16 protein-coding genes and 1 pseudogene are annotated in these 23,552 nt (G+C 38.0%); 13 read left to right on the top strand and 4 right to left on the bottom strand.

The genetic code is table 11. The features are described 5' to 3' along the window. Window positions 1-21: 21 nt before the first annotated feature. The gene (locus F6K15_RS01790) at window positions 22-927 is read right to left on the bottom strand and encodes a CoB--CoM heterodisulfide reductase iron-sulfur subunit B family protein (protein ID WP_293056319.1); all 906 of its coding nucleotides are present in this window, start codon (window positions 925-927) and stop codon (window positions 22-24) included. A 229-nt stretch (window positions 928-1,156) separates the two neighbouring features. On the opposite strand from F6K15_RS01790, the gene acpP reads away from it, so the two are divergent. The 13 genes and pseudogenes from acpP to F6K15_RS01725 all read left to right on the top strand — a co-directional run bounded on the left by acpP (window position 1,157) and on the right by F6K15_RS01725 (window position 15,108). Further along, on the top strand, window positions 1,157-1,408 hold the full coding sequence (acpP, locus tag F6K15_RS01785) for an acyl carrier protein (RefSeq protein WP_293056317.1): 252 nt from the start codon (window positions 1,157-1,159) through the stop codon (window positions 1,406-1,408). Window positions 1,409-1,469: 61 nt separating this feature from the next. Then, on the top strand, window positions 1,470-2,792 hold the full coding sequence (fabF, locus tag F6K15_RS01780) for a beta-ketoacyl-ACP synthase II (RefSeq protein ID WP_293056315.1): 1,323 nt from the start codon (window positions 1,470-1,472) through the stop codon (window positions 2,790-2,792). A gap of 751 nt (window positions 2,793-3,543) precedes the next feature. Continuing rightward, a complete protein-coding gene (locus F6K15_RS01775) occupies window positions 3,544-4,770 on the top strand; it encodes a transposase (protein WP_293056312.1) in 1,227 nt (408 codons plus the stop codon). 112 nt (window positions 4,771-4,882) lie between these two features. Continuing rightward, a complete protein-coding gene (gene tkt / locus F6K15_RS01770; protein ID WP_293056310.1) occupies window positions 4,883-6,901 on the top strand; it encodes a transketolase in 2,019 nt (672 codons plus the stop codon). A gap of 210 nt (window positions 6,902-7,111) precedes the next feature. Next, window positions 7,112-7,300, top strand: a complete 189-nt coding sequence (locus F6K15_RS01765; protein WP_293056308.1) for a hypothetical protein — start codon at window positions 7,112-7,114, stop codon at window positions 7,298-7,300. Window positions 7,301-7,614: 314 nt separating this feature from the next. After that, complete coding sequence (locus F6K15_RS01760; protein WP_293056306.1) at window positions 7,615-7,950, top strand: hypothetical protein; 336 nt, start codon at window positions 7,615-7,617, stop codon at window positions 7,948-7,950. Window positions 7,951-8,098: 148 nt separating this feature from the next. Then, entirely contained in the window at window positions 8,099-9,946 is a 1,848-nt protein-coding gene (locus F6K15_RS01755) for a hypothetical protein (protein WP_293056304.1), read from the top strand. Window positions 9,947-10,332: 386 nt separating this feature from the next. Continuing rightward, window positions 10,333-10,557, top strand: coding sequence for a hypothetical protein (locus F6K15_RS01750; protein WP_293056301.1), 225 nt, complete (start codon window positions 10,333-10,335; stop codon window positions 10,555-10,557). 32 nt (window positions 10,558-10,589) lie between these two features. After that, window positions 10,590-10,871, top strand: a pseudogene (locus tag F6K15_RS01745) (VapC toxin family PIN domain ribonuclease); the annotation flags it as partial. A 40-nt stretch (window positions 10,872-10,911) separates the two neighbouring features. Then, window positions 10,912-11,169 (top strand): hypothetical protein, encoded by a 258-nt coding sequence (locus F6K15_RS01740; RefSeq protein ID WP_293057161.1) that lies wholly within the window; start codon window positions 10,912-10,914, stop codon window positions 11,167-11,169. Between the two features lie 507 nt (window positions 11,170-11,676). After that, window positions 11,677-11,976 carry a hypothetical protein gene (locus F6K15_RS01735; RefSeq protein WP_293056299.1) on the top strand — a complete coding sequence of 100 codons (300 nt, stop codon included), beginning with the start codon at window positions 11,677-11,679 and terminating at the stop codon, window positions 11,974-11,976. Then, entirely contained in the window at window positions 11,964-12,386 is a 423-nt protein-coding gene (locus F6K15_RS01730) for a type II toxin-antitoxin system VapC family toxin (protein ID WP_293056297.1), read from the top strand. Before F6K15_RS01735 ends, F6K15_RS01730 begins: the two co-directional genes overlap by 13 nt. Window positions 12,387-13,920: 1,534 nt before the next feature. Continuing rightward, a complete protein-coding gene (locus F6K15_RS01725) occupies window positions 13,921-15,108 on the top strand; it encodes a glycosyltransferase family 4 protein (protein ID WP_293056295.1) in 1,188 nt (395 codons plus the stop codon). Window positions 15,109-15,393: 285 nt separating this feature from the next. On the opposite strand, the gene F6K15_RS01720 is transcribed toward F6K15_RS01725, so the two are convergent. The 3 genes from F6K15_RS01720 to F6K15_RS01710 form a co-directional block, all read right to left on the bottom strand. Next, window positions 15,394-16,599: an aromatic ring-hydroxylating dioxygenase subunit alpha gene (locus tag F6K15_RS01720; protein ID WP_293056293.1), complete on the bottom strand. Its 1,206-nt coding sequence runs from the start codon at window positions 16,597-16,599 to the stop codon at window positions 15,394-15,396. Between the two features lie 349 nt (window positions 16,600-16,948). Next, a complete protein-coding gene (locus tag F6K15_RS01715; protein WP_293056290.1) occupies window positions 16,949-18,124 on the bottom strand; it encodes an IscS subfamily cysteine desulfurase in 1,176 nt (391 codons plus the stop codon). A gap of 607 nt (window positions 18,125-18,731) precedes the next feature. Then, window positions 18,732-22,361: a GAF domain-containing protein gene (locus F6K15_RS01710; protein WP_293056288.1), complete on the bottom strand. Its 3,630-nt coding sequence runs from the start codon at window positions 22,359-22,361 to the stop codon at window positions 18,732-18,734. Between the last annotated feature and the right edge of the window lie 1,191 nt (window positions 22,362-23,552).

Raw genomic sequence — 23,552 nt, 5'->3', positions numbered from 1 at the left:
ACTTCTGACTTCTGACTTCTGCTATAGTCCTAACTTTTCCAATACTGGACGAGTTGAAACTACATGACGATCCAAACCCAATTCTGTTGGATAAATACCCAAAGCTAAAGCTATCAGTTGAGGTAAGTGCAACACTGGTAAACCTAACTTACGTCCAATCACTTTTTCTACCTCTGGTTGACGAGAATCTAAATTTAAGTGACACAAAGGACAAGGCGTTACCATACAATCAGCACCTTTGTCAATAGCTTCGCTTACATGATTTCCGGCCATTTGAAAAGCTTGATTGGTGGCATAACTAGAAAGAGGCCAACCACAACATTGAGTCCGGCCTCGGTAATAAATTGGAGTCGCCCCAATAGCCCGAAACATATTTTCCATAGATTCTGGTTGATAGGGGTCATCTAATGGCAAATTAGTTTGACCTCTAAGTAGATAGCAACCATAGAACGCAGCACACTTGAGGCCAGAGAGTTTACGGGTAACACGATTTTGAATTTCTTCTAGACCATAATCTGCAACTAGGGCATGAAGTAAATGTTTGACCTCTGTGCTGCCTTGATAGGGAGAACAAGTCTGTTTTTGCAAGAGGCCATTAACTTGATCTACATAGTCAGGATTGGTTTGTTGAGATTCCTTGAGACGTTCATCTACATGACCAATTACCCCTTGACAAGTACTACAGTGCGTTAGTAAGGCTAAATTTAGCTCTTCGGCCAAAGCTATGTTACGGGCATTAACAGTATCTTCTAATAGTTGAGAATCCTCTTTAAAAGTACCAGAGCCACAACAGGCAGCCTTTTTCAATTCTATTAGCTCTATTCCCAGAGCTTGAGTAAGAACTTGGGTAGATTGGTAAAGCTCCCGGCAAGCTCCTTGAGCAACACAGCCAGGGAAGTAAGCATATTTCAGTATTTGAGAGGGCATGACATTAACTAATTATATAAGGAAGGCAAGTATTATAGACATAACTTATTAGTATATATAATTTTTTTGTTACTTATTTATAATTAAAAGCTTATTCTGATACAAAATTTAACCACAAAATAGAAAAAGGCATTTACAAAACTCATTTGCCTATATGCCGTAATAGAGGGGTCTCAGTTTTCAGATAAGATGATATACGCGACATCCAAACTAAAAAGGAGAAAATTTTATGAACCAAGATGACATTTTTGACAAAGTACAAACAGTTGTGGCCAGCCAGCTAGAAAAAGAAAAAGAAGAAGTCAAACCAGAATCTAACTTTGCCAATGATTTAGGAGCTGATTCTCTAGATACCGTAGAGTTAGTTATGGCATTGGAAGAAGAATTTGAAATCGAGATTCCAGATGAAGAAGCAGAAAAAATTTCTACTGTTCAAGCTGTTGTGGACTATATTAACGAACAACTAACAACCAAAGCATAACATCATTCCCAAAACCCAAAGTTTCTGCCTTCTGGGTGTGGAATTTCTGGAAACGAAAATTATGACAAATTCTGAGTTGAAACGGGTAGTTGTCACTGGAATGGGTGCTTTAACACCTATTGGCAACACCCTATCTGATTATTGGGATGCCTTGTTAAGTGGCAAAAATGGTATAGACCTAATAACCCGATTCGATGCTTCTAAACACAAATGTCGTATTGCTGGAGAGGTAAAAGGATTTGACCCTCACGACTATGTTGGTCCTAAAGATGCGAAACGAATGGACCGGTTTTCCCAGTTTGCAGTTGCAGCGAGCAAACAGGCTGTAGCTGATGCAAAATTTGAAATCAACGACCTCAACGCAGAACAGGTGGGGGTAATAATTGGCACTGGGGTGGGTGGCCTAAAAGTATTAGAAGATCAACAAGAGATATATCTGACTCGTGGTCCTTCTAAGTGTAGCCCCTTTATGATTCCAATGATGATTGGTAATATGGCTGCAGGTCTAACGGCAATTCATACTGGAGCCAAAGGACCTAACTCTTGTTGTGTGACTGCTTGTGCTTCAGGGTCTAATGCTGTAGGAGATGCTTTTCGTCTGATCCAAAGGGGATTTGCTCAAGCAATGATTTGTGGTGGGGCAGAATCTGCCATTACCCCTTTAGGATTGGCAGGATTTGCTTCTGCTAAGGCCTTATCCAGGCGTAATGATGACCCAGCTCATGCAAGTCGTCCTTTTGACCGCGACCGCGATGGCTTTGTTATGGGTGAAGGTGCTGGAATTATACTTCTAGAAGAGTTGCAATGTGCCCTCAGTCGTGGGGCAAGGATATATGCAGAGGTAGTTGGTTATGGTATGACTTGTGATGCTTATCATATGACCGCTCCTGCTGCAAATGGAGAGGGGGCAAGTAGAGCTATACAGTTGGCCATGAAAGATGCTGCTTTAACTCCAGCACAAATTAGTTACATAAATGCCCACGGTACCAGTACAGGAGCAAATGATCCAACAGAGACAAAAGCTATTAAAAAGGCATTAGGTAAAAGTGCTTATGAAGTAGCAATTAGTTCAACTAAGTCAATGACTGGTCATTTGTTAGCAGGGTCTGGGGGTATTGAGGCTATAGCAACAGTAATGGCGATCGCTTATGACCAAATTCCACCGACTATCAATCTAGATAATCCCGATCCAGAATGTGACCTAGATTATGTCCCCCATATAAGTCGTGCTCACAAAGTAGAAGCAGCCTTATCCAACTCATTTGGATTTGGAGGCCATAATGTCACTCTAGTATTTAAGAAATTTAAGGATGATAGTAGTTTAACTGAAAAAAGAGAGGTTTTTTCCTCTGAAACTACCTCAGAGCAAGAAAGCTTGGTCTAAATCTAAAGTTAAATGACTATATGTCTAGAGGTTAGGACTAGAAATTATGTAGGGGGCGCAGGCCCCCTTTTTCATGGTCAGTATCTTGTGCCACAAACAAAATAGACCTGATTTAATCTTTAAAATAAGGGCTAAAATCCAGATTGTCAGCTTCTGTAGGGGCAATTTCCTAAGGTCATGCTCCTAATTAGGGTTTGCGTATGGAAAGTCTTTTTGCTCTTTGTAGGAGACAGGAGACAGGAGAAATGGGAATTTAGAGGGAATTAGGAGCTAAGTTTTGTCCCTGAATTTTTCTGCCCAACTATGCACCTAAAATACTAACTTTTTGAGCGTTTTAGACGTGATACCAGGTACTTTTTAAAGGCCCTAAAAAAGCTAAAATCTTTATATGTGAATGCTTTTATATTTAATCAGCAAGCCCTAATTACGCGTTTGCGCCAGCATTCCGGAGGAAATCACCCCTACTTCTGACTTGCGCGTAGCGCCATAACTTCTCTTGCCTAGAGATCCCTATGATGAGATGATCTGTAATGTAGAGTAAAAGTTATACATAAATATAGTCAGATATAGTCAAATTATGTCAAATATCTTAGTTGATTTGTACAAGCATAGCTACTAAATATTTGACAAAATTTAATAAATATCGACCATCTGTTTAATAGTATAATGAAATTGCCTGAGAGTTCCAGACTAAATAATCAGAAAAAATCCGAACTTCTCGAATCCTAATATAATTCTAACTCCTTGGTTTATGAAATTAGTTGAGAGGCATATTATTCAGACAAATCATCGGTTTTATGATGAAATTGACCGACTTTGTTTATTGTCGAAAAATCTTTATAACTATGCTAATTATTTAGTTCGTCAATCTTTCATCTTTGAAAATAATTGTCGTCACTATTATGACCTGCAAAAAACACTCTCTACTCAATCAGACTATCAAGCAATGCCAGCTAAAGTCTCTCAACAAATCTTGATGATACTAGATAGAAACTGGAAAAGTTTTTTGGCAGCGAATGAAGTCTATAAACAGAACCCATCAAAGTTTAATGCTCGTCCTCGCCTTCCTAGATATAAAAATAAAATAACGGGAAGAAATATTGTAGTTTATACGACACAAGCTATCAGCAATAGGCAATTAAAACAAGGAATTATTAATCCTAGTAAGACAGGAATTTATCTAAAAACATTAGTACCTACTTCACAAATTAAACAAGTTCGTCTCGTCCCTAGAATAAACCATTATGTAATAGAGGTTATTTATGAGAAATGCGAAAAACAATACGAGCTAGAAAAAAATCGTTGCGCAAGTATTGATATAGGATTAAACAATTTAGCTACATTAACTTTTAATCAAGCCGGAATAAAACCGCTCTTGATAAATGGCAGACCGTTAAAATCTATAAATCAATACTATAATAAAGTTAAAAGCTGCCTACAATCTCAACTCCAGGAAAATAGCTCGAGTAAGAGACTGAAAAAGTTGTGCAATAAAAGAGAATTTAAAATCAACGATTATCTTCATAAAGCGTCTCGTTTGATTATTGATACTCTAATTAATCAGAAAATAGGAAGATTGATAATAGGGCACAATGAAGAGTGGAAGCAGAAGATAAATTTAGGGAAAAGAAATAATCAAAACTTTGTATCTGTTCCCTATAACAAATTAATAGAAATGTTATCTTATAAAGCTAAAATGGTAGGGATAGATGTAATAATTACAGAAGAATCTTATACCTCCGCATCGAGTTTTATAGATAATGATTTGATTCCAGTGTACAAGGAAGGTGAGAAAAATCATGTCACCTTTTCAGGAAAAAGAATTAAAAGAGGTTTGTATCGTACCGCCAGCAAAAGATTAATCAATGCTGATGTGAACGGTTCTCTAAATATTATGAAAAAAGCAGTCCCAAATGCATTTGACTATGGGATAGAGGGTGTTGTAGTTCACCCAGTCAGGATAACACCTGCAAAATAAGGATATGTGATATTTGACTATTATTTTTATGAACTATATGGCCTGAGAAAAATTCCATATCTGGCCGATCGGCTCCGGTATTCACACATTCAAATATATAGAAACGATAACTATGGTTGTTGCAACTCAATCACTCGAAGAACTTTGTATTAACTCAATCCGCTTCTTAGCAATTGATGCAGTTCAAAAAGCTAACTCTGGCCATCCTGGACTACCCATGGGTGCTGCTCCAATGGCCTTTGTCCTCTGGGATAAGTTCATGCGCTTTAACCCCAAAAATCCTAAATGGTTAAACCGCGATCGCTTCGTTCTATCGGCTGGCCACGGCTGTATGTTACTTTATGCTCTCATGCACCTCACAGGTTTTGACAGCGTACCTATGGAGGAAATTAAACAATTCCGTCAGTGGGACTCCAAAACTCCTGGCCACCCAGAAAATCACATCACTGAAGGTATTGAGGTTACTACAGGTCCACTAGGACAAGGTATTGCCAACGCTGTAGGATTAGCTGCAGCAGAGGCCCATTTAGCTGCTACGTTCAATAAGCCAGACTGTAACCTAATTGACCACTATACCTACGTCATTATGGGTGATGGTTGTAACATGGAAGGAATTTCTGGTGAAGCTGCTTCTTTAGCTGGACATTGGGGGTTAGGTAAGTTAATTGCTTTCTATGATGATAACCACATTTCCATTGATGGTCATACAGACATTTCTTTTACTGAAGATGTAAGTAAGCGTTTTGAAGCTTATGGTTGGCACGTTCAGCACGTTACTGATGGTAATACTGGTTTAGATGCGATCGCTGACGCTATTGAAAAAGCGAAAGCGGTTACTGACAAACCTTCCATGATCAAAGTTACTACTCTTATTGGTTATGGTTCTCCTAATAAAGCTGATACTCATGATGTTCACGGTGCAGCACTGGGACCGGATGAGGTAGCAGCTACTCGGAAAAATCTTGGTTGGGAATATCCAGAATTTGAGGTGCCTGCGGATGCTCTGAGTCATTTCCGTCAAGCAGTTGACCGAGGAGCAAAATATCAGGAAGAATGGGATAAACTTTTCTCTGACTACAAATCTAAATATCCTGAAGAAGCAGCGACTTTGGAGCGGATGGTAAGTGGTAAATTACCTGAAGGTTGGGCAGATGCACTACCTAAATATACTCCTGAAAGCAAGAAGGATGCTACCCGTAACCAGTCTGGTGCAACATTGAATGCTATAGCTGGTGTTTTACCAGAATTAATTGGTGGTTCTGCTGACTTAGCTCCTTCCAACAAAACTCTACTCAAAGGTTTAGGAGATTTCCAAAAAGGTCAATATCAAAACCGGAATATGCGTTTTGGTGTGCGGGAACATGGTATGGGAGCAATTTGTAATGGTATTGCTCTACATGGTTCTGGGTTAATTCCTTATGGTGCAACATTCTTGGTGTTCACTGACTATATGCGGAACTCCATCCGTTTGTCTGCTTTAGCTGAAGCTGGTGTTATTTGGGTAATGACTCACGACTCTATTGCTTTAGGTGAAGACGGACCAACTCACCAACCTGTTGAGCATATTGCTTCCTTACGTTTAATTCCACAATTACTTGTAATGCGTCCTGCGGATGGTAATGAAACTTCTGGTGCGTATAAGGTTGCAGTGGAAAAAGCTAAAGGAACTCATCCTCAACCTACTTTGTTAGCATTATCTCGTCAAGGTTTACCTAATTTAGCTGGTAGTTCTATTGATGGGGTTGCTAAGGGTGCTTATATTGTTAGTGACAGCGAAGGTACTCCAGATATTATCTTAATTGGTACTGGTGGCGAAACTTACCAATGTGTTGACGCTGGTGAAAAACTCCGTGCTGAAGGTAAGAAAGTACGGGTAGTTTCTATGCCATGTTGGGAATTATTTGAAGAGCAGGATGCAGCTTATAAAGAGTCTGTGTTCCCTGCATCTGTGAAGAAGCGTTTGGCAGTGGAAGCAGGTGTTAGTTTTGGTTGGCATCGTTATGTGACTGATGAAGGTGCGACTTTGAGTGTTGATACTTTTGGTGCTTCTGCTCCTGGTGGTGTTGTACTGGAGAAGTATGGTTTCACTGTTGATAACATTGTTGCTAAAGCTAAGGAAGTATTGGGTTAGTTTTGATGGTGGATAAGCATTCAGCACTCAGCTTTCAGCACTCAGCTAAAGTCAAAACTTTACACATAATAGCTTTAAGGTTTTATAGTTGTCTTGATTTTAGTGCGTAGTGCTATATCTGCTCATTAGCTATCTCAAAATATTAATTATAATTAAGAGGTTCTCTAGAAATAGGGAACCTTTTTAATTTTGTTAAGGAGAATTTAGATAATGCTGGAGCCATCTACTGTAATTGTAATTTCCTCGCTATTGGTAGTCTTTATGGCTATAGCAAAGACAGTTAGAAGTTTTGAGCTGACTATTATTAGTAGTTCTTTAGCAGGGTTGTATATGTTTTGGGTAATGCACCAAGCTTGGCTAAACTTTTTGCTAACAATGAAAGAAATATCAGGCAATTGATTGGATTTTTTTCTAAGATGAAATTATGCAATAACAACGACTGAATTTACAGATATAAATGATGAGAATGGGTTTATTTGTAGTAGTTGTATCGTAGGTAAATATTATTTAGGAATTAGATAAATATGATTGAGATAATATTTTCTCACCCTAGTCAAACATAGAAATTACCTTCAGTATTTTTTAGGTTTTATTCTGATTTTTATTAATAAAAAATAAATTAATTTTCTGTGATTTTACTATTGCTGATCAACGATTTAGATAGTTATTATTGTATTAGGAAAAAACTTATGCGGTAAAAAGGAAAAATAGTTATGGATGAAGCTGTAAGAAAGATAGCAGGTGTAGGATTACCTGGTGTTATACTTTTAATTGCAATGGCAACCACAGGTTTCACTGGTGCAGCAGCAATTACAGCAGCATTAGCAATGTTAGGACCAGGTGGAATGATTGGTGGTATTGTATTCCTGGGAATAATAGGACTTGCATCAGATGCACTAGCAAAATATGGATTAGAAGCTTTGTTGAAAGGAGTTTATCTACAGAGAAAATCGGATGGTGAACCTTTATCAAATCTCTCTAGAGAAATTAATAGTTTACCAATTTCATTAGAACTTAAACTAATAGTAAAAAATGCTATTGGAGCCTAATATTTAAAAATAAAGCATAAGTCAATTTTGTTTTGATTGACTTAATTATCAATTACCTGAATATATCAACTATAATTAAAAAGGTTCTCTAGAAATAGGGAGCCTTTTTAATTTGGTAGTCCTGTATATGCAAACTATAGGAGTTTCCATGAACAACGAAAATAAGCAAAAGCAAACCCAAAAAATCGACTCCTTCTTAGGGAGAGGAATTATTGATGAATCTCTTGCCTTTAAGAAAGAAATGGCAGGGCGAATTGAGGAGATTATTGCGCGTATTGAGCAAAATTTCGATCACCGTTTAGAAAATGCAATTCTATTTTTGGCAGGAAACGGTAAGGATGAAAATTTGGAAGACAGTATTGGCTTCAATTGGAACGATTCGCGGTTTGGCCACTCGTTAGCTAGGCATTTGCAAAGTGGGACAAGGTTGACCCTTAAACAAGCTCACACTGCACTCCAGATGATGCAGAAATACAGCAAAACCCAACTAGAACCGAACGGGTATTCGCTGCCGAGGACATGGGAAGAAATCTCCCATCAGTATCGCGAAAGGGAGATCGAGATCAATCCTTATCGAATACATCTGGGTCTCCAAAAGGATGAGGCCCATGACGCTTGTATCGCCATTCTTTACCCCGTTAACGTTGAAATCCCGGGAATACGAGAGAGCTTAGAAGACTACGCAGACATTGAGGATGGGGAGAGCTGGCCTGTGTCGTCAGACAATTGGAACTGCTGCTACCCTTTTTGGCGGGCAGAAGGATTGCTGGCATACGCTGCTAACGAAGACTGGTATATCGATCCTGACATTGAGGCAGCATACTATTTGTGGCAGGAGGAGCAAAAGGCAGGGATTGAGGATGGGCAAATTTCTGGATTGTTCTCTCACTCTGCAACTCCCTCAACCATTGATGAATTGCTTGCCTTAGAGAAAGAAATGGCAAGGCGAATTGAGGAGATTATTGCGCGTATTGAGCAAAATTTCGATCACCGTTTAGAAAATGCAATTCTATTTTTGGCAGGAAGCGGTAATGATGAAAACTTGGAAGACAGTATTGGCTTCAATGAGAGGGATTCGCGGTTTGGCCATTCGTTAGCTAGGCATTTGCAAAGTGGGACAAGGTTGACGCTTAAACAAGCTCACACTGCACTCCAGATGATGCAGAAATACAGCAAAACCCAACTAGAACCGAATGGGTATTCGCTGCCGAGGACATGGGAGGAAATCTCCCATCAGTATCGCGAAAGGACGATCACTCTCGATCCTTATCGAGGGCATATGGTTCTCCAAAGGGACGAGAAGCACGACACGTTTATCGCCATTTATTTTGTAGAAGAGGGAACAATAGATGACTACATAGCAGAAAGAGCGGGCATTGAGGGTTGGGAGACGTGGTACGTGTGGTCAGAAGATTCGCCGTCAGGCTATTCGTACTACGGCTATCTCCTCCTGCGGTCAGAGGGATTGCTGGCAGCAGCGCAAGAGGGATATGGCGACTGGTATGTCGATCCTGATATTGAGGCAGCCTACTATTTGTGGCAGGAGGAGCAAAAGGCAGGGGTCGGCTCGGAGCGAATTTCTGCATCGTTCTCTCCCTCTGCAACTGCTTCCGAACCAGCATCTAATGACACCGTAGACCCGATGGGCGACGCTCCTCTGGAGATGGTGAAGAATGTATTGCGACCAGGAGACTATTCAGGCGTTTGGCATGGTCATGCCGTTAAATTTTCGATCCAACAAATATTTCCTGCTGGAGAATTTAATGGCGTTGGTGAGTTTGTAGGAGGGCCGCATAGCGGAATTCAGTTTGGGTTTACAGGGAAAATAGGTTCTGATGGCAAATTAACAATTTCAAGAGATGTTGGAATTGGGTCTCAAGTTGCCAGGGATGCAAACTTCAAGATTGACGGAGATAGCATCGTTTGGCAAGGCTTGGCAAAAGGAGTAGGTATCGGGGATGTGGGATTGCCTTTTGAATTTCGGGCTCGATCATAGGTTCGGACAGGGGTAGTCCTGTATATGTAGCGATCGCTTAATTAAATCAGAAATTAATGATTGAATTATCCTAAATATTACCTGATAAATTGTTCAAAAATCAAGATTTAATTTTTAGGCGATAGCTTGCATAAAACTCCTAGTAATTTGTGAGGAAATTCCCTTACTAATTACTAGACCTAAAAAAAAATGCTATTCTAATAGTGAAAACTAAAGTATCAGTCAATTTTGTTTTTATTGACTTGATTATCAATTATAATTAAAGAGGTTCTCTAGAAATAGAGAACCTTTTAAATTTTTTTATATAATTGGAGGAAATGATGACTTAAGCTTCTGTGGAAAAAAATACAGCAATTAAAAGAATTTCAGAAATTATTGATAAAATAATGGAAAAGGAGAACATTTATCAAAAATTAGACCGAAATGAACTAATTGAGACTTTCTCGAAATTATTAGACAAAATTTCTCCTCAAGAGATAAACTCTCTGGATAATCGGGAATTAACAAAAAGAATAGAAGGAGTAATTATAGTAGACGCAATGTCTCATTTATTAGATGATTTTACGCCAGAACAAATAGATTTTTTTGAAGCAGGAGTAGCAGGTAAATAATAAGAATTAGTTACTTATTAGATACAAATCTAGTGACAGCTATTATCAAAAAAAATCAAGGATTAATAAATAAATTAAAATTAGTTAATTTCCAAGGAAAGTCATTATTTATTAGTTGCATTACTTACTATGAAATTAAAAGAGGATTATTATATGTTAATTCTACAAGACAGCTATCTGACTTTAATGATTTGTGTCGCAGAAGGTGGAGTATTTTGTTCTTAGACAATTTAGAAATTATTGAGCAAGCATCAGAAATTTACATAGATTTGAGGCGGAAAGGTAGACTAATACAAGATGCTGATATACTCATTGCAGCAACGGCAATTATTCATAATTTAACTTTAGTTTCTAATGATTCTGATTGCAGCAATTACAGCAGCATTAGCAATGTTAGGACCGGGAGGAATGATTGGTGGTATTGTATTCCTGGGAATAATAGGACTTGCATCAGATGCACTGGCAAAGTATGGATTAGAAGCTTTGTTGAAAGGAGTTTATCTACAGAGAAAATCCGATGGTGAACCTTTATCAAATCTAGGTAGAGAAATTGATAGATTACCAATTTCATTAGAACTTAAATTAATCATAAAAAATGCTATTGGAGCCTAATAGTTAAAACTAAAGCATAAGTCAATTGTTTTTTTATTGACTTGATTATCAATTATCTTAATATATCAATTATAATTTAAAGAGGTTCTCTAGAAATAGGGGGCTTCTTCAATTTATATATAATTATTAGGAGGAGATTATGACTCAAGCTTCCGTGGAAAAAAATGCAGTTCTTAAAAGAATTTCAGAAACAATTGATCGAGTAATGGAAAACGATAGTCTTTATTAAAAGTTAGATCGAGATGAACTTATTGAGACTTTCTCAAAATTATTAGATAGAGTGTCACTTCAAATTCTCCTACCTCTCAATTATGAACAACTAAAAAAAAGGATTGAGACAGTTATGTCAACAGAGTTATTATCGACAATATTTGATGATTTTATCCCAGAAAAAATAGGAATGTTTAATGCTGCAGTAGAAGGGATATATTAAGGTAAATGATATACTAAATATTAGTATAGTTTCAGCAGTTGTAAACCAGAATCAAAAAATTATAGGAGTACATTATGACTCAAGCTTCCGTAGAAAAGAATACAGTTCTTAAAAGAATTTCAGACATGATTGACCAAGTAATGGAAAGCAAAAGTATTTATCAAGAATTAGATCGAGATGAACTTATTCAGACTTTCTCGACATTATTAGATAGAGTGTCACCTCAAGTTCTCCTACCTCTCAATGATGAAAGGTTGAAAAAAAGAGTTCGGAGAGTTATGGCAACAGAATTATTATGGACAACACCTAATGATTTGACCCCAGAAGAAATAGAAATGTTTAATACTGTAGTAGAAGGGAGATGGGAAAGGTGAATTATCTATTAGATACTAATATAGTTTCAGCGTTTGTGAATCAGAATCAAAAAATTAGAGATAAATTATTGGAGGTATATACTAGAGAACAGGATATTTATATTAGCTGTATTAGCTTTTATGAAGTACAAAGAGGATTATTATATGTGAATGCTACTCGAAAACTCTCCCAGTTTAACGAATTTTGTCAAGAAGTTACAATTTTATTCTTAGACAATTTAGAAATTATTGAGAAAGCATCAGAAATTCACATAGATTTGAGAAGGAAAGGCAGACTAGTACAAGATGCTGATATACTTATTGCAGCAACGGCAATTATTCATAATTTAACTCTAGTTTCTAATGATTCTGATATGTCTAGGGTGGAGGGAATAAATTTAAAAAATTGGTTAGATGTGGAAAAGAATTAAAGAGATTTTTGCCCAAGTTATGGAACAGGAGGCAGATTAGTAGATAGGCAATTTGGAGAATCTATAAGTAAAGGTCCCATCAAGGAAGCAATAAAAAAACCAGAGTTACAAAAGCGTCTTACAGAATATATCAAAACTATTGTTGTTGAAAAAAAGCTTCAGATAAACAACATGATAATTCATCGCGATGGTCGTTGGTTTCCTAGTGAAAGTTCTGCACTTCAGCAAACAATAAAAAAAGTCAAAATAAGAAAAAAATTTACCCGAAAACTTTATTAAAAAGTATTGTAGAAATTGCTATTTTAAGCATTCAGGAATTATGACCAGGTTGTCAGCGTTATGAAACACCTTTAATAGATGATAGTGAAATTGAAAATATACCAGATAATATTTTGCTAGAAAATATCCTCAATCAAGCAGCAAAACTTCTTTTGAATTATCCTGAACGTTATGAATATTGGGAAACAAAAATATTTAAAGCATTGAAATTTTCATCATAGTTTTAAGCAATGAAATTAGCAGGTGCAAGATTACCTTTAGTTCCAGTATTTTTGATTATTCTGCCTGTCAATCATATGATTTTGATATTTTGAGAGTTGAGAGAATAAATAGACATCTCCTCCAAAAGAGGGAATAGGGAATAGGTATGGAGGGGGAAATAACTGATAATTTATGTACGATAATTGATTTGATTTTTGATTTTTGGAGATGTCTAATGTAGATAATTACTTACAGGCTGAATAGAGCGATCGCAGTGACTTAATATTTTTTAATAATTCCTCATACTTATATAATTATACTTATTTTTATTGATTGCTTAAGATTTTGAGTTAGGGGAAATTAATGATATCTTAAAAAGATAATGGAATAATAGTTATTAATATTAAGTCAAATTATCATGTATATACTAACTCCATGTAAGCATTCAGCCGTCAGCTATCAGCTATTGCTTTTAGTGAGTGATGAAAGCTTTATTAATTGAGAAACGAAAAATCTTGCTACAAAAGTCAGCTCAAAAGTCTATATTCATTTAAACCTCGTCCTTAAGCACAGGGTCTTATTGCTGAAGTCCGCAGTTCCTCCTCCGGAGGCTAGCTGATGGCTAATAGCTGTTTGCTCAGCATTCCGCAGGAAATGCTTACAACTCCATAACAAGATCAAGTTCGTATTTCAGTCATTTAATAATCTTGACAAAATTTATAAAATAGTCTAGTGCAGGATGGCAGAAATAACTGGTTACAAAATCCTAAAACAATTACAAATCAAAAATGATTGACTTTTGTAAGGGCGAATGCCGTTCGCTGACTTTTAACTTCCGCGTAGCGGCACTCGGGAGAAAAATATCACTAGGATAAATATCATTATTAAATATATTTTTTGGTATAGTAACTAACCGGAATTAACTCACATCGCCAAGAATAGTTGAATTAAAGCATCGGTGATAATTTCTTGAGAAAATGTTAAATCTTAAAAATCATCTTTGAAGTAAAATAACTAAAGATTAAGAATTGTAAAAAATAGGAGTTATGTAGTAATGAAAATTCTTGTATTAAGCTGGGAGTTTCCACCAAGAATTATTGGAGGTATAGCACGTCATGTTGCAGAATTATATCCAGAAATGGTGAAATTAGGACATGAAGTGCATTTAATCACAGTCAAGTCTGGCGAAGCGCCAATGTATGAAATTGTAGAAGGAATAGAAGTACATAGAGTGCCAGTCGGACCAAGTCAAAACTTCTTTCATTGGATAGCAAATATGAATGAAGCTATGGGTCGTCATGGAGGCAAACTAATAAAAGAAGAGAAAAATTTTGATATAATTCATGCCCATGATTGGTTAGTCACCGATGCAGCGATCGCTCTTAAACATATCTTTAAACTACCGTTAATAGCGACAATTCATGCCACAGAAAATGGTCGTCACAATGGTATTCATAATCATAGCCAACAGTACATAAATGAAAAGGAAAAAGAGCTAGTTTATAATGCTTGGCGAGTCATTGTTTGCTCTAGATATATGCAGGTAGAAGTAGCAAGAACTTTAGACAGTCCTTGGGATAAAATAGATATAATTTATAATGGTATTTGTGCGGCAAAAAAACCAAGTAGAGATGAGTTTGATGCAGTAAATTTCCGCAGGCATTTTGCAGAAGATCGAGAAAAAATTGTCTACTATTTAGGTAGGATGACCCCAGAAAAAGGTCTTTCTGTGTTAATTCATGCAGCGCCGAGAGTAATTTCAGAAATGGGAGACCGGGTAAAATTTATTATGATCGGTGGCGGAAAAACAGACCTTTGGAAAAGAGAAGTCTGGCATTTGGGAATTTCTGAAAGATTTCATTTTACTGGGTTTATGTCTGAGGAAAATTTAGATAAGTTTCAAGCGATCGCTGACTGTGCAGTATTTCCCAGTCTTTACGAACCTTTTGGTATTGTTGCCCTAGAAAGTTTTGCCGCGCGGGTGCCTGTAGTGGTTTCGGATACGGGTGGTTTGCCAGAAGTGGTGGAACATGGTAGAACAGGTATTGTTACGAAAGTTGGTAATTATGCTTCTTTGGCACAAGGCATTTTGGAGGCGTTGAGAGACTCTGGTTATATGCAAAAATTGGTTAGTAATGCTTATCAGGAACTAGAGTATAAATTTTGTTGGGGTAGGATAGCGAAACAAACAGACGTGGTTTATCAGAGAGTTGCAGCAGAAAGGTTACAAGTCGTGTGGTAATATCATGTCTGAAGGAAGGCAGGAGGCAGGAGGTAGAAGGCAGGAGGCAGGAGGCAGGAGGCAGAAGGCAGAAGGCAGAAGGGAAGAAAAGCTTAGAAGGGATAAGTTTTTTGATCTATTATCCGGACATGATATAATCAGGACTTACGGACGAACGCTAAATACAGTGAGGGCGAATGCCATTCGCCCCTACATATGACGTTTTCAAGGTGAATTTGTGTAATTCGCGATCGTATCAAACCCGGGGGAATTGGACATAAAAAAAATCTCCAATCGTCATAACTACTAAATCTTTGTGATTCTATCTCCTCCTGACTCCTGACTCCTGACTCCTGACTTCTTTTCTGAATATTTCATATAATTTAGCACATTTATTTGATATTGATAGACTGATTGTTCTAAATCTTTCGCGATCGCACCAATAGAAAAATAGGGAGACTTTAGTGACCGTTGTTGTTGTTCACACACATAAATATCCTCAGCTATAAAATCGCCAGATGCGAGGGGGTCGTTCTCATTCCCCGTACCATACTTATCCCATTTTCGCTGCGCAAAATAATTCCAAGATTTCCATTCCTGCTGCATATACTTCCAATTGGATACAGGCATCACCTTCGACCTAATTTCCACAATTGAGCGATCGGGAGCAACTGGAATTACATGAAACGTAGACCAGCTTGATTCAGTTTCACTTAGTCCCAGATTGGGAAATAGCATCGGTACATAAGCACCAATTTTATCTTTTGGCACATGATTAATCAGGGGTAGTGGAGAGTTATTCTCTATTCCTTCCAGATAATCCTTTGTTAGTGGTTCATAAAAATGAAAATGTTCGCCGACAAACCCAGTCTGCTGTCGCCTATGGTTATACATAAACAGCGTTTGAGAATGGAGGTGAGGTAAATGATAACCGTCAATATAATTTTCGACAATAATTTTCCAGTTAGCGTTAATCTGGTGACGAATTCTACCTTCTACATATTCTACCAGTTTTTCTGGCTGATGAGGGCCTAAGTATGGTTCAATAGGGCTAAACCAATCAACTAAAGACCTAGCATTAGGATCGGGGTGAACAAAAATCATACCTCGCCAAATTCCTACTGAAGCTTTATAGAGGGATAGGGTTGATAAATCTAGGTCAGGAAATTGGGTTTTGCATTCTGGTACAGCAGTGAGGTTGCCATCAAGATTATAAGTCCAGTCGTGGTAAGGACAAGCGATCGCTTTCTTACGTTTCCCAGAAGTCCGAAGTAGTTGCGTACCACGGTGACGACAGATATTGTGGAAAGCACGCATCTGTTTGTTATCATCCAACAGCACTAAAATATTATTAACTCCTGCTTGCACAGTCAGATAATCTCCTGATTGGTTCAGGTCTTCAACAAATCCACCAAATTGCCAGGTCTGACTAAAGATAGTTTCTTGTTCTCGGTCGAACCAATCTTGTGAGGTATATGCTTCAATTGGTAAAATGGGCTGTGTTATTGTCATTATGCTATCCGGTTGAACAGTTATAAATAAAGGAGTCAGAAGTCAGGAGTCAGGAGTCAGGAGGAAAGAGGGAAGGAAGAAGAAGAACTGGAGTTGAAGGAGAAAGTTTTTGGTCGCGTAAGCGGAACGGAGTTCTATCACGCTCTTATCCGGACATGATATAAGTTAGACAATAGGAGAAAAAAGGTAAAAAAGTGGGTAGTCCTGCGGAGCGTAATGGTAGACAAGAACAAAGGATGTCTGGCACGGGAGCAAGATGCTCCCACTGCCGTAGGTAACAAAAATAATGAAAATGCACCACCACCGAAAAATGCTCCCTACTCCCCTACTCCCCCACTCTCCCACTCCCCTACTTCCCATCTTTATAAACGGTTGCTTTGCGTAAAGATGTAATCGTAGCGATCGCGTGTTCGGCCACCAAGTCTATTTCTTCCGCAGTATTAAACCGCCCGATGCCAAAACGCACGGAAGCATAAGCCAACTTTTCTGAGCGCCCTAAAGCTGCCAAAACATGGGAAGGCGCTATTTTTGCAGAAGTACAAGCAGAACCGGAAGAGACCGCCACCACAGGTTGTAACCCCAATAACAATGCTTGCCCATCTACACCCTCAACGCTAATATTCAAATTTCCTGGCAAACGCTGAGTCGGATGTCCGTTGAGAAAAATATTTTCCGCTGTTTGCAGCTTTTTCCACAATTTTTGTCGCAAAGTAGTTAACCGTTTTGCCTCTGACTCCATTTCTGCTATTGCCACTTCCACAGCTTTACCAAAACCGACTATTTGGGGAGTATACAAAGTGCCAGAGCGCATTCCTCTTTCGTGACCGCCCCCATGTATTTGAGGTGCTAATTTTACCCTGGGATGACGACGACGCACATAGAGAGCGCCAACACCTTTTGGTCCGTAAACTTTGTGGGCAGTTAATGATAGTAAATCAATATTCATTGTCTGCATATCTAGAGGAATTTTCCCAATAGCTTGTGCAGCATCAGTATGGAAAATAACGGAATTTTCTTTACATATTTCTCCTATTTTTGCCAAGGGTTGTAAGACACCAATTTCATTATTTGCTGCCATAACAGAAACTAAAATTGTATCGGGACGTATAGCAGTTTCTAGAGAAGTTAAATCAATAATTCCATCTGTATTTACAGGTAAATAAGTAACTTCAAATCCCAAGTTTTGTAAATATGTACATGGGTCGAGAACAGCATTATGTTCCGTGGCAATAGTAATAATATGTTTACCTTTATTGAAGTAAGCTTCAGCGACTCCTTTTATTGCTAAATTATTTGCCTCTGTCGCTCCACTGGTAAACACAATTTCTTCGGGGGTGGCGTTAATAGCTGAAGCTAAAATTTCTCTAGCTTTTTTAACTGCTGCCTCTGCTTCCCAACCATATTGATGAGTAACACTGGCAGGGTTACCAAAATGTTCGGTGAAGTAAGGCAACATTGTTTTTAATACTCGTTCATCAAGAGGAGTAGTCGCGTTGCAGTCGAGATATATAGGACGTTGTAACATAATAATTAATTGATAATTTGACCTAATCTTTTTAACTCCCCCGGCGGGAAGTCCCGCGCTCTCCCGGAGGGGAGCGTCGTATGGGAAAGCCGGGCGTTATCTGTGTTGTTCATCGGGGATTTTCTCTTTGTAGCATACATATTATATTCAAGCGAGTCGTTTAGGCTAGACAACTTTAGTTGTCCTGTGCTATTATCTGGATATACAAACGTTTAGACAAAAGTAAGCAGAAGGCTAGGTTTAGACTTAAGCCGACTGTGTAGGGGCACAATGAAATTGTCCCCAAAGAATATATCTTTGGTCAGCTAAGGAGAAACGAAGCAACAAGGATTTATCCTGTTGCGTAGTATCAACTTAGAATCCCCTCGGCTTTAGCCAGGGGAGTAGTCAATTCATCTTACAGCGGTTTTCATGATTAGTAGACCACAGTAGGGACGTTCCATGGAACGTCCCTACAGGGTTTGATGTGTGAAGATGTGGTTCATCAATTTGAAAAGCGCTGTAATAGAGATATTCTATTGAATACGAATTGAAAAACTCATGCTATTCAAATCCTTTATTTATCCTGACTCCTGAGGACTGACTCCTGTTAATACAGTTGTTAAACTTACTCGATCGCTGGATGAATTGGAATTTGAATAATAAATTCAGTTCCTTGACCTAGTTGAGAATTACACAATAGTTGACCCCCATGTTTTTGTACTATAATTTCATAACTAATAGAAAGTCCTAAACCAGTTCCTTTTCCCACCTCTTTAGTAGTAAAAAATAGGTCAAATATTTTGTCTTTTGCCTCTTGAGTAATCCCCAAACCATTATCAGCAATTTTAATTAAAACTGTGTCAGTATTATCTGGATTAATTTCTGTAGTAATTGTAATAGTAGGAATAAAAAAATCATCTGTTTCCAGTTTTTCTTCCAATACATCTATGGCATTACTAAGCAGGTTCATAAATACCTGATTAATTGGAGCTGCATAACACGGAACTAAAGGTAAATTCCCATAATTTTTAACAATAGTAATCTGAGGAAGTTCTGGTTTAAGTTTCAATCGATGTTGCAAAATTAACAAGGTACTATCAATCCCTGCATGGAGGTCTACTTCTTTCTTTTTAGACTCATCAAGGCGAGAAAATGTTCTTAATGATAATACTAATTGACGAATTCTTTCAGCTCCCATCTTCATAGAATCTATCATCTTAGGCAAATCTTTAATAATAAACTCCAAGTCAATATCTTCTGAAAAATCTTGAATTTCAGAAACTGGATCAAGATAATGTTGATGATATAATTTCATCAAAGTGAGCAAGCTTTGTGCATACTCATCGACATGAGTCAGATTGCCAGAAATAAAATTTACAGGATTATTAATTTCATGGGCAATACCTGCTACTAACTGCCCTAAACTAGCCATTTTTTCACCCTGAATCATCTGCACTTGAGTTTGTTTTAACTCCTGCAGAGTTTTTGTTAACTCTTCAGTTTGGGTACGGGTTTTTTCCAGTAATTCAGCTTGTTGTAAAGCAATACCTAACTGCACTCCCACCTGTGCTAGCAAATTAATTTCTTCATCTTGCCAATAACGAGGGCTAGAATTTTGATAAGCAACCAGTAACCCCCAAAGTTGATCTCCCTGCAAAATGGGCACAAAAGTTTCATTTCTAGGAAGTGTACCAGCATGAGTCAGTTTACTGATTACAGGATTAATTGCTAAAGGAGTCTGAACGATAGGAGTCCATTCATCAATCATTGAATCTGCCACAAATTCCCCACTCCAGTCTGGATAAAAACGATAAATAGCGACTCTCTCAACTTCTAGTAACTGTCGTACCTCTTGAGTAGTCGTCTGAAAAATTGCATTAATATCAAGAGATTGCCGAATTCTATCAATAGTAATTGACAGTGCCTTTTGTCGTTCCGTTGCTTTCGCCAACTCTGCTGCTTGAGTTTGAACTTGTTTGAGATACTCAGCTTGTTGCAGCGCTACTCCCAACTGATCGCCAATTTGAGCTAATAATTCTACCTCTGCTGTTTCCCACTCACGGGGTGCAGAATTTTGAAAAGCTGCTAGCAAACCCCAAAGTTTTTTGCCCTGATAAATAGCAACAATGGCATAAGCTCTAGCTTGATAAGACTCTAATACCTCAATGTAACAATTACTAAAACCTGAATTATAGATATCGTTGCAGGTACGATAAACTAATCCTTTGGTAAAATCTCCGCCCTCAGTTTCCTGTAAATAAGTATCAGTTAGAGAATTTGGCAAATCTCTAACGGAACATTTACTAACATTTGCAGGAATTTTAGGATTTTCCTTTTGCCCCTGTATTAACTTAACCCAACCTTCAGTTACTGACTCAGCCATAAATTCTCCACTCCAGTCATCATTGAAGCGGAATATTGTAACTCTATCTGCATCTAAAAGTTGTTGCACTTCTTGGGTAGTTGTTTGAAAAATTGTCTCAATATCCAGAGAACGACGCATTTTGCCCACAATTGCAGCCAGAGTTTTTTCACGTTCTGCTGATTTTTCCTGCTCTGCTGCTTTTGCTAGTTGTACCGACTGCTCCTGAACTTTCTGAAAATACTCAGCTTGTTGGAGAGCAACTCCCAACTGAGCAGCTATTTGAGCTAGCAAGTCTACTTCATCCTTTTGCCAATGACGAGGAGCAGAATTTTGATAAGCTGCCAGCAAACCCCAAAGTTTTTCTCCAGGTAAAATTGGCACAAGTGCATAAGACCTGGCTTCAAATTGTTCTAAAAGTTGAACATAACACTCATCATGACCCACCTGATAAATATCGTCAACGGCAAAAGTTTCATTGTTTACATACCGCCCCCCCTGAGTTTCTTGTAAAAAAGTATCTTCAATAATGGGCTGAACTCCGACAAGAGGAGTCCATCCTTCCGCAAAAGACTCGGCAACAAATTCCCCACTCCAGTCAGGCAAAAACTGATATATTGCCACTCGCTCTGCTTGCAGAAGTTTTCTTACTTCTTCGGTTGCAGCCGCAAAAATTGTCTCAATATTAAAAGATCGGCGAATTTTGTCAAATAATTCACCTACAATTTTCTGGCGTTCGGATAACTTTTCCTTTTGTCTACTTATCGCCAGTTGTGCTGCCTGTTTTTCAAGTTGTATCAGAGCATCTTCTTGTTGTAGCGCTACACCAAAATGATCGGCTATTTGTTGGACAAATTCTATTTCGTACTCTTGCCAATGACGGGGACTACTGCATTGATGAATGCACAGCAAACCCCAAAGTTCGGGTAATATTTCTGTACCTGCACCTTTGAGTAGAGGCACAACTAGATTAGCTCGTACTTGAAATTGCCCCAAAATTTCTGCATGGCAATCACTTAATCCTGCTTGATAAATGTCTGCCACTGCTTGTACTCTACCTTCTTGATAATAAACAGCAAATTGTTCCCCAAAACAGTGGTCGTATATTTTAACTGCTAATGCTGAATTCCACTCTGTTCCTACATCTTCAGAAACCAATTCTCCTTCCCAGTCTCTTTCTGGATAAAAACGAAACACTCCCACGCGGTCAGCTTTGAGTAGTTGACGTACTTCTGTGGCAGTAATCTTAAAAATTTCTTCTAAATCTAGTGGGGTACGAATTCTCTTGATTACTCTAGCTAAGGCTTTTTGTTGTTGTACTTGGTAATGTGCTGCTTCTAGAAGGTCTGTATTTTTGATGACTACTCCTAGATTTTGAGCCATTGTCTGAGCAAGTTCAATCTCCACATCTTGCCATTGCCGAGGTCTGCTACATTGATGTATACAAAGTAATCCCCACAGTTCGGGTTTAGTTAATGTTGTAGCATCTTTGGTGTGATCTACTTTTGTGAGTATGGGAACTACTAAATGAGCTTGTACCTGAAACTGTTGGAAAATTTTGGCTTCAGATTCACTGAGTTTTGCTTGCTTAATATCCGTTATAGTCTCAATATAACCTTCTGTATTATATGCAGCCAATTCTTTCCTAAAAGGCCAATGTTCTACCTTCACTCCTAAAATGGAATTCCAATCATCTGCTACATCTTCGCAAAGAAATTCTCCTTGCCAATTTAACTGAGGATAGAAGCGCAGCAAGGTCACTCGGTCTGCATTGATTAACTGTCGTACCTCTGTTACAGTAATTTTGAAAGTAGTTTCTTGGTCTAGAGATGCTGGAATACGAGCGATCGCTGTTGCTAATTTTTTTTTATATTCTTGATTTTCTACAGGCATAATTTATTGATTTTTATTAAATATTTTATAGAACCCATTTGGTATCTTCATAAATATTAAGTTTTTTTAGCTCGGAGTCAGGAGACAGCTATACTGGAGACAGGAGACAACCCACCCCTAACCCCTCCCTGGAGGGGAAGGGAAGAGGGAAGAGGGAAGATGTGGGGAGAAATAATACAAAAAATTCAACACTCCTTCAGATGATTTTTCCTCAAAATTGATGCACGAAAAGACTTTACTACCATAATTATTATAGATCTCAAATGGGTTTTATAGATAATGTTTAAGCTTGAGTTAAGAAAATAAGGCGTTGCTGAATTGAAGTATGAATGTGCGATTTTTTGGTTCTCGCCTTCGTCCCCGCGCATCCCCCTTTCAACAAAAAGCGCAGCATCCTCTGGCTTCCCCCGATCCTGCGGGGGACGGGAGGGGGATAAAACCGGGGGACTTTTAGAGTTTTATTCCCCCCAAATTTGGCTTGCTCGGGGGGCTTGCATCATACCCATAATCAGCAACGCCGAAAATAATAATTTGCTTGAATTGCATAATTCAGTTGAGTTTTTATGCAAAGTAGCTACATACGGTATTAATTTCTGACGAAATCAAGGTATTTAAAAAAAATTGTTCCTGTTACGCTAAAGAATTTAGAGCAACTAAATTTATTTTTGGGGTCTCTCTTCTATGTTTCTACCTCCTGATCGAATAACTATGATTTATTTGTGATGAATCTACATTTTTTGTATACAATAATTTTGATTTTATTTAACAATTATGGCGTTGATAATTTGAGGTATGATATCATGTCCGGATAAGAGCGCGATAGAATTTCATAACCTTTACGCGACCAAAAAACTTTCTCCTTCTACTCGGAGTTTCTTCTTTCTTCTCTCCTGACTCCTGACTCCTGAGTTCCCCTCCTGGGAGGGGCGCGCGGGTGGGTTGACTCCTAAAGAATTAAGATTAATATCATACACTAATTTACCGATGCCACAATTATTTATAGAACATGGTATGATAGAATTTAAAAAGTGTCAATTTCATGGAAAAGTTTTTAGTAAAATGTTGAGCATTTAAACTATGTCTTTCAGGGAGGAATTAGTATTAGAGTTGTTGTCAAATAAATGTTAAAATTGTTCAAAAGTTTAATATATTAAACTTTCTCATAAAGAAAAAGATAAATAGTGCGAGCAT

This window comes from Okeania sp. SIO2B3 (assembly GCF_010672525.1).
In the GTDB taxonomy this organism is placed as follows: Bacteria; Cyanobacteriota; Cyanobacteriia; order Cyanobacteriales; family Microcoleaceae; genus Okeania.
The sequence above is the reverse complement of the archived record's forward strand: the minus strand, read 5'-3'. Positions and strand labels throughout refer to the sequence as shown.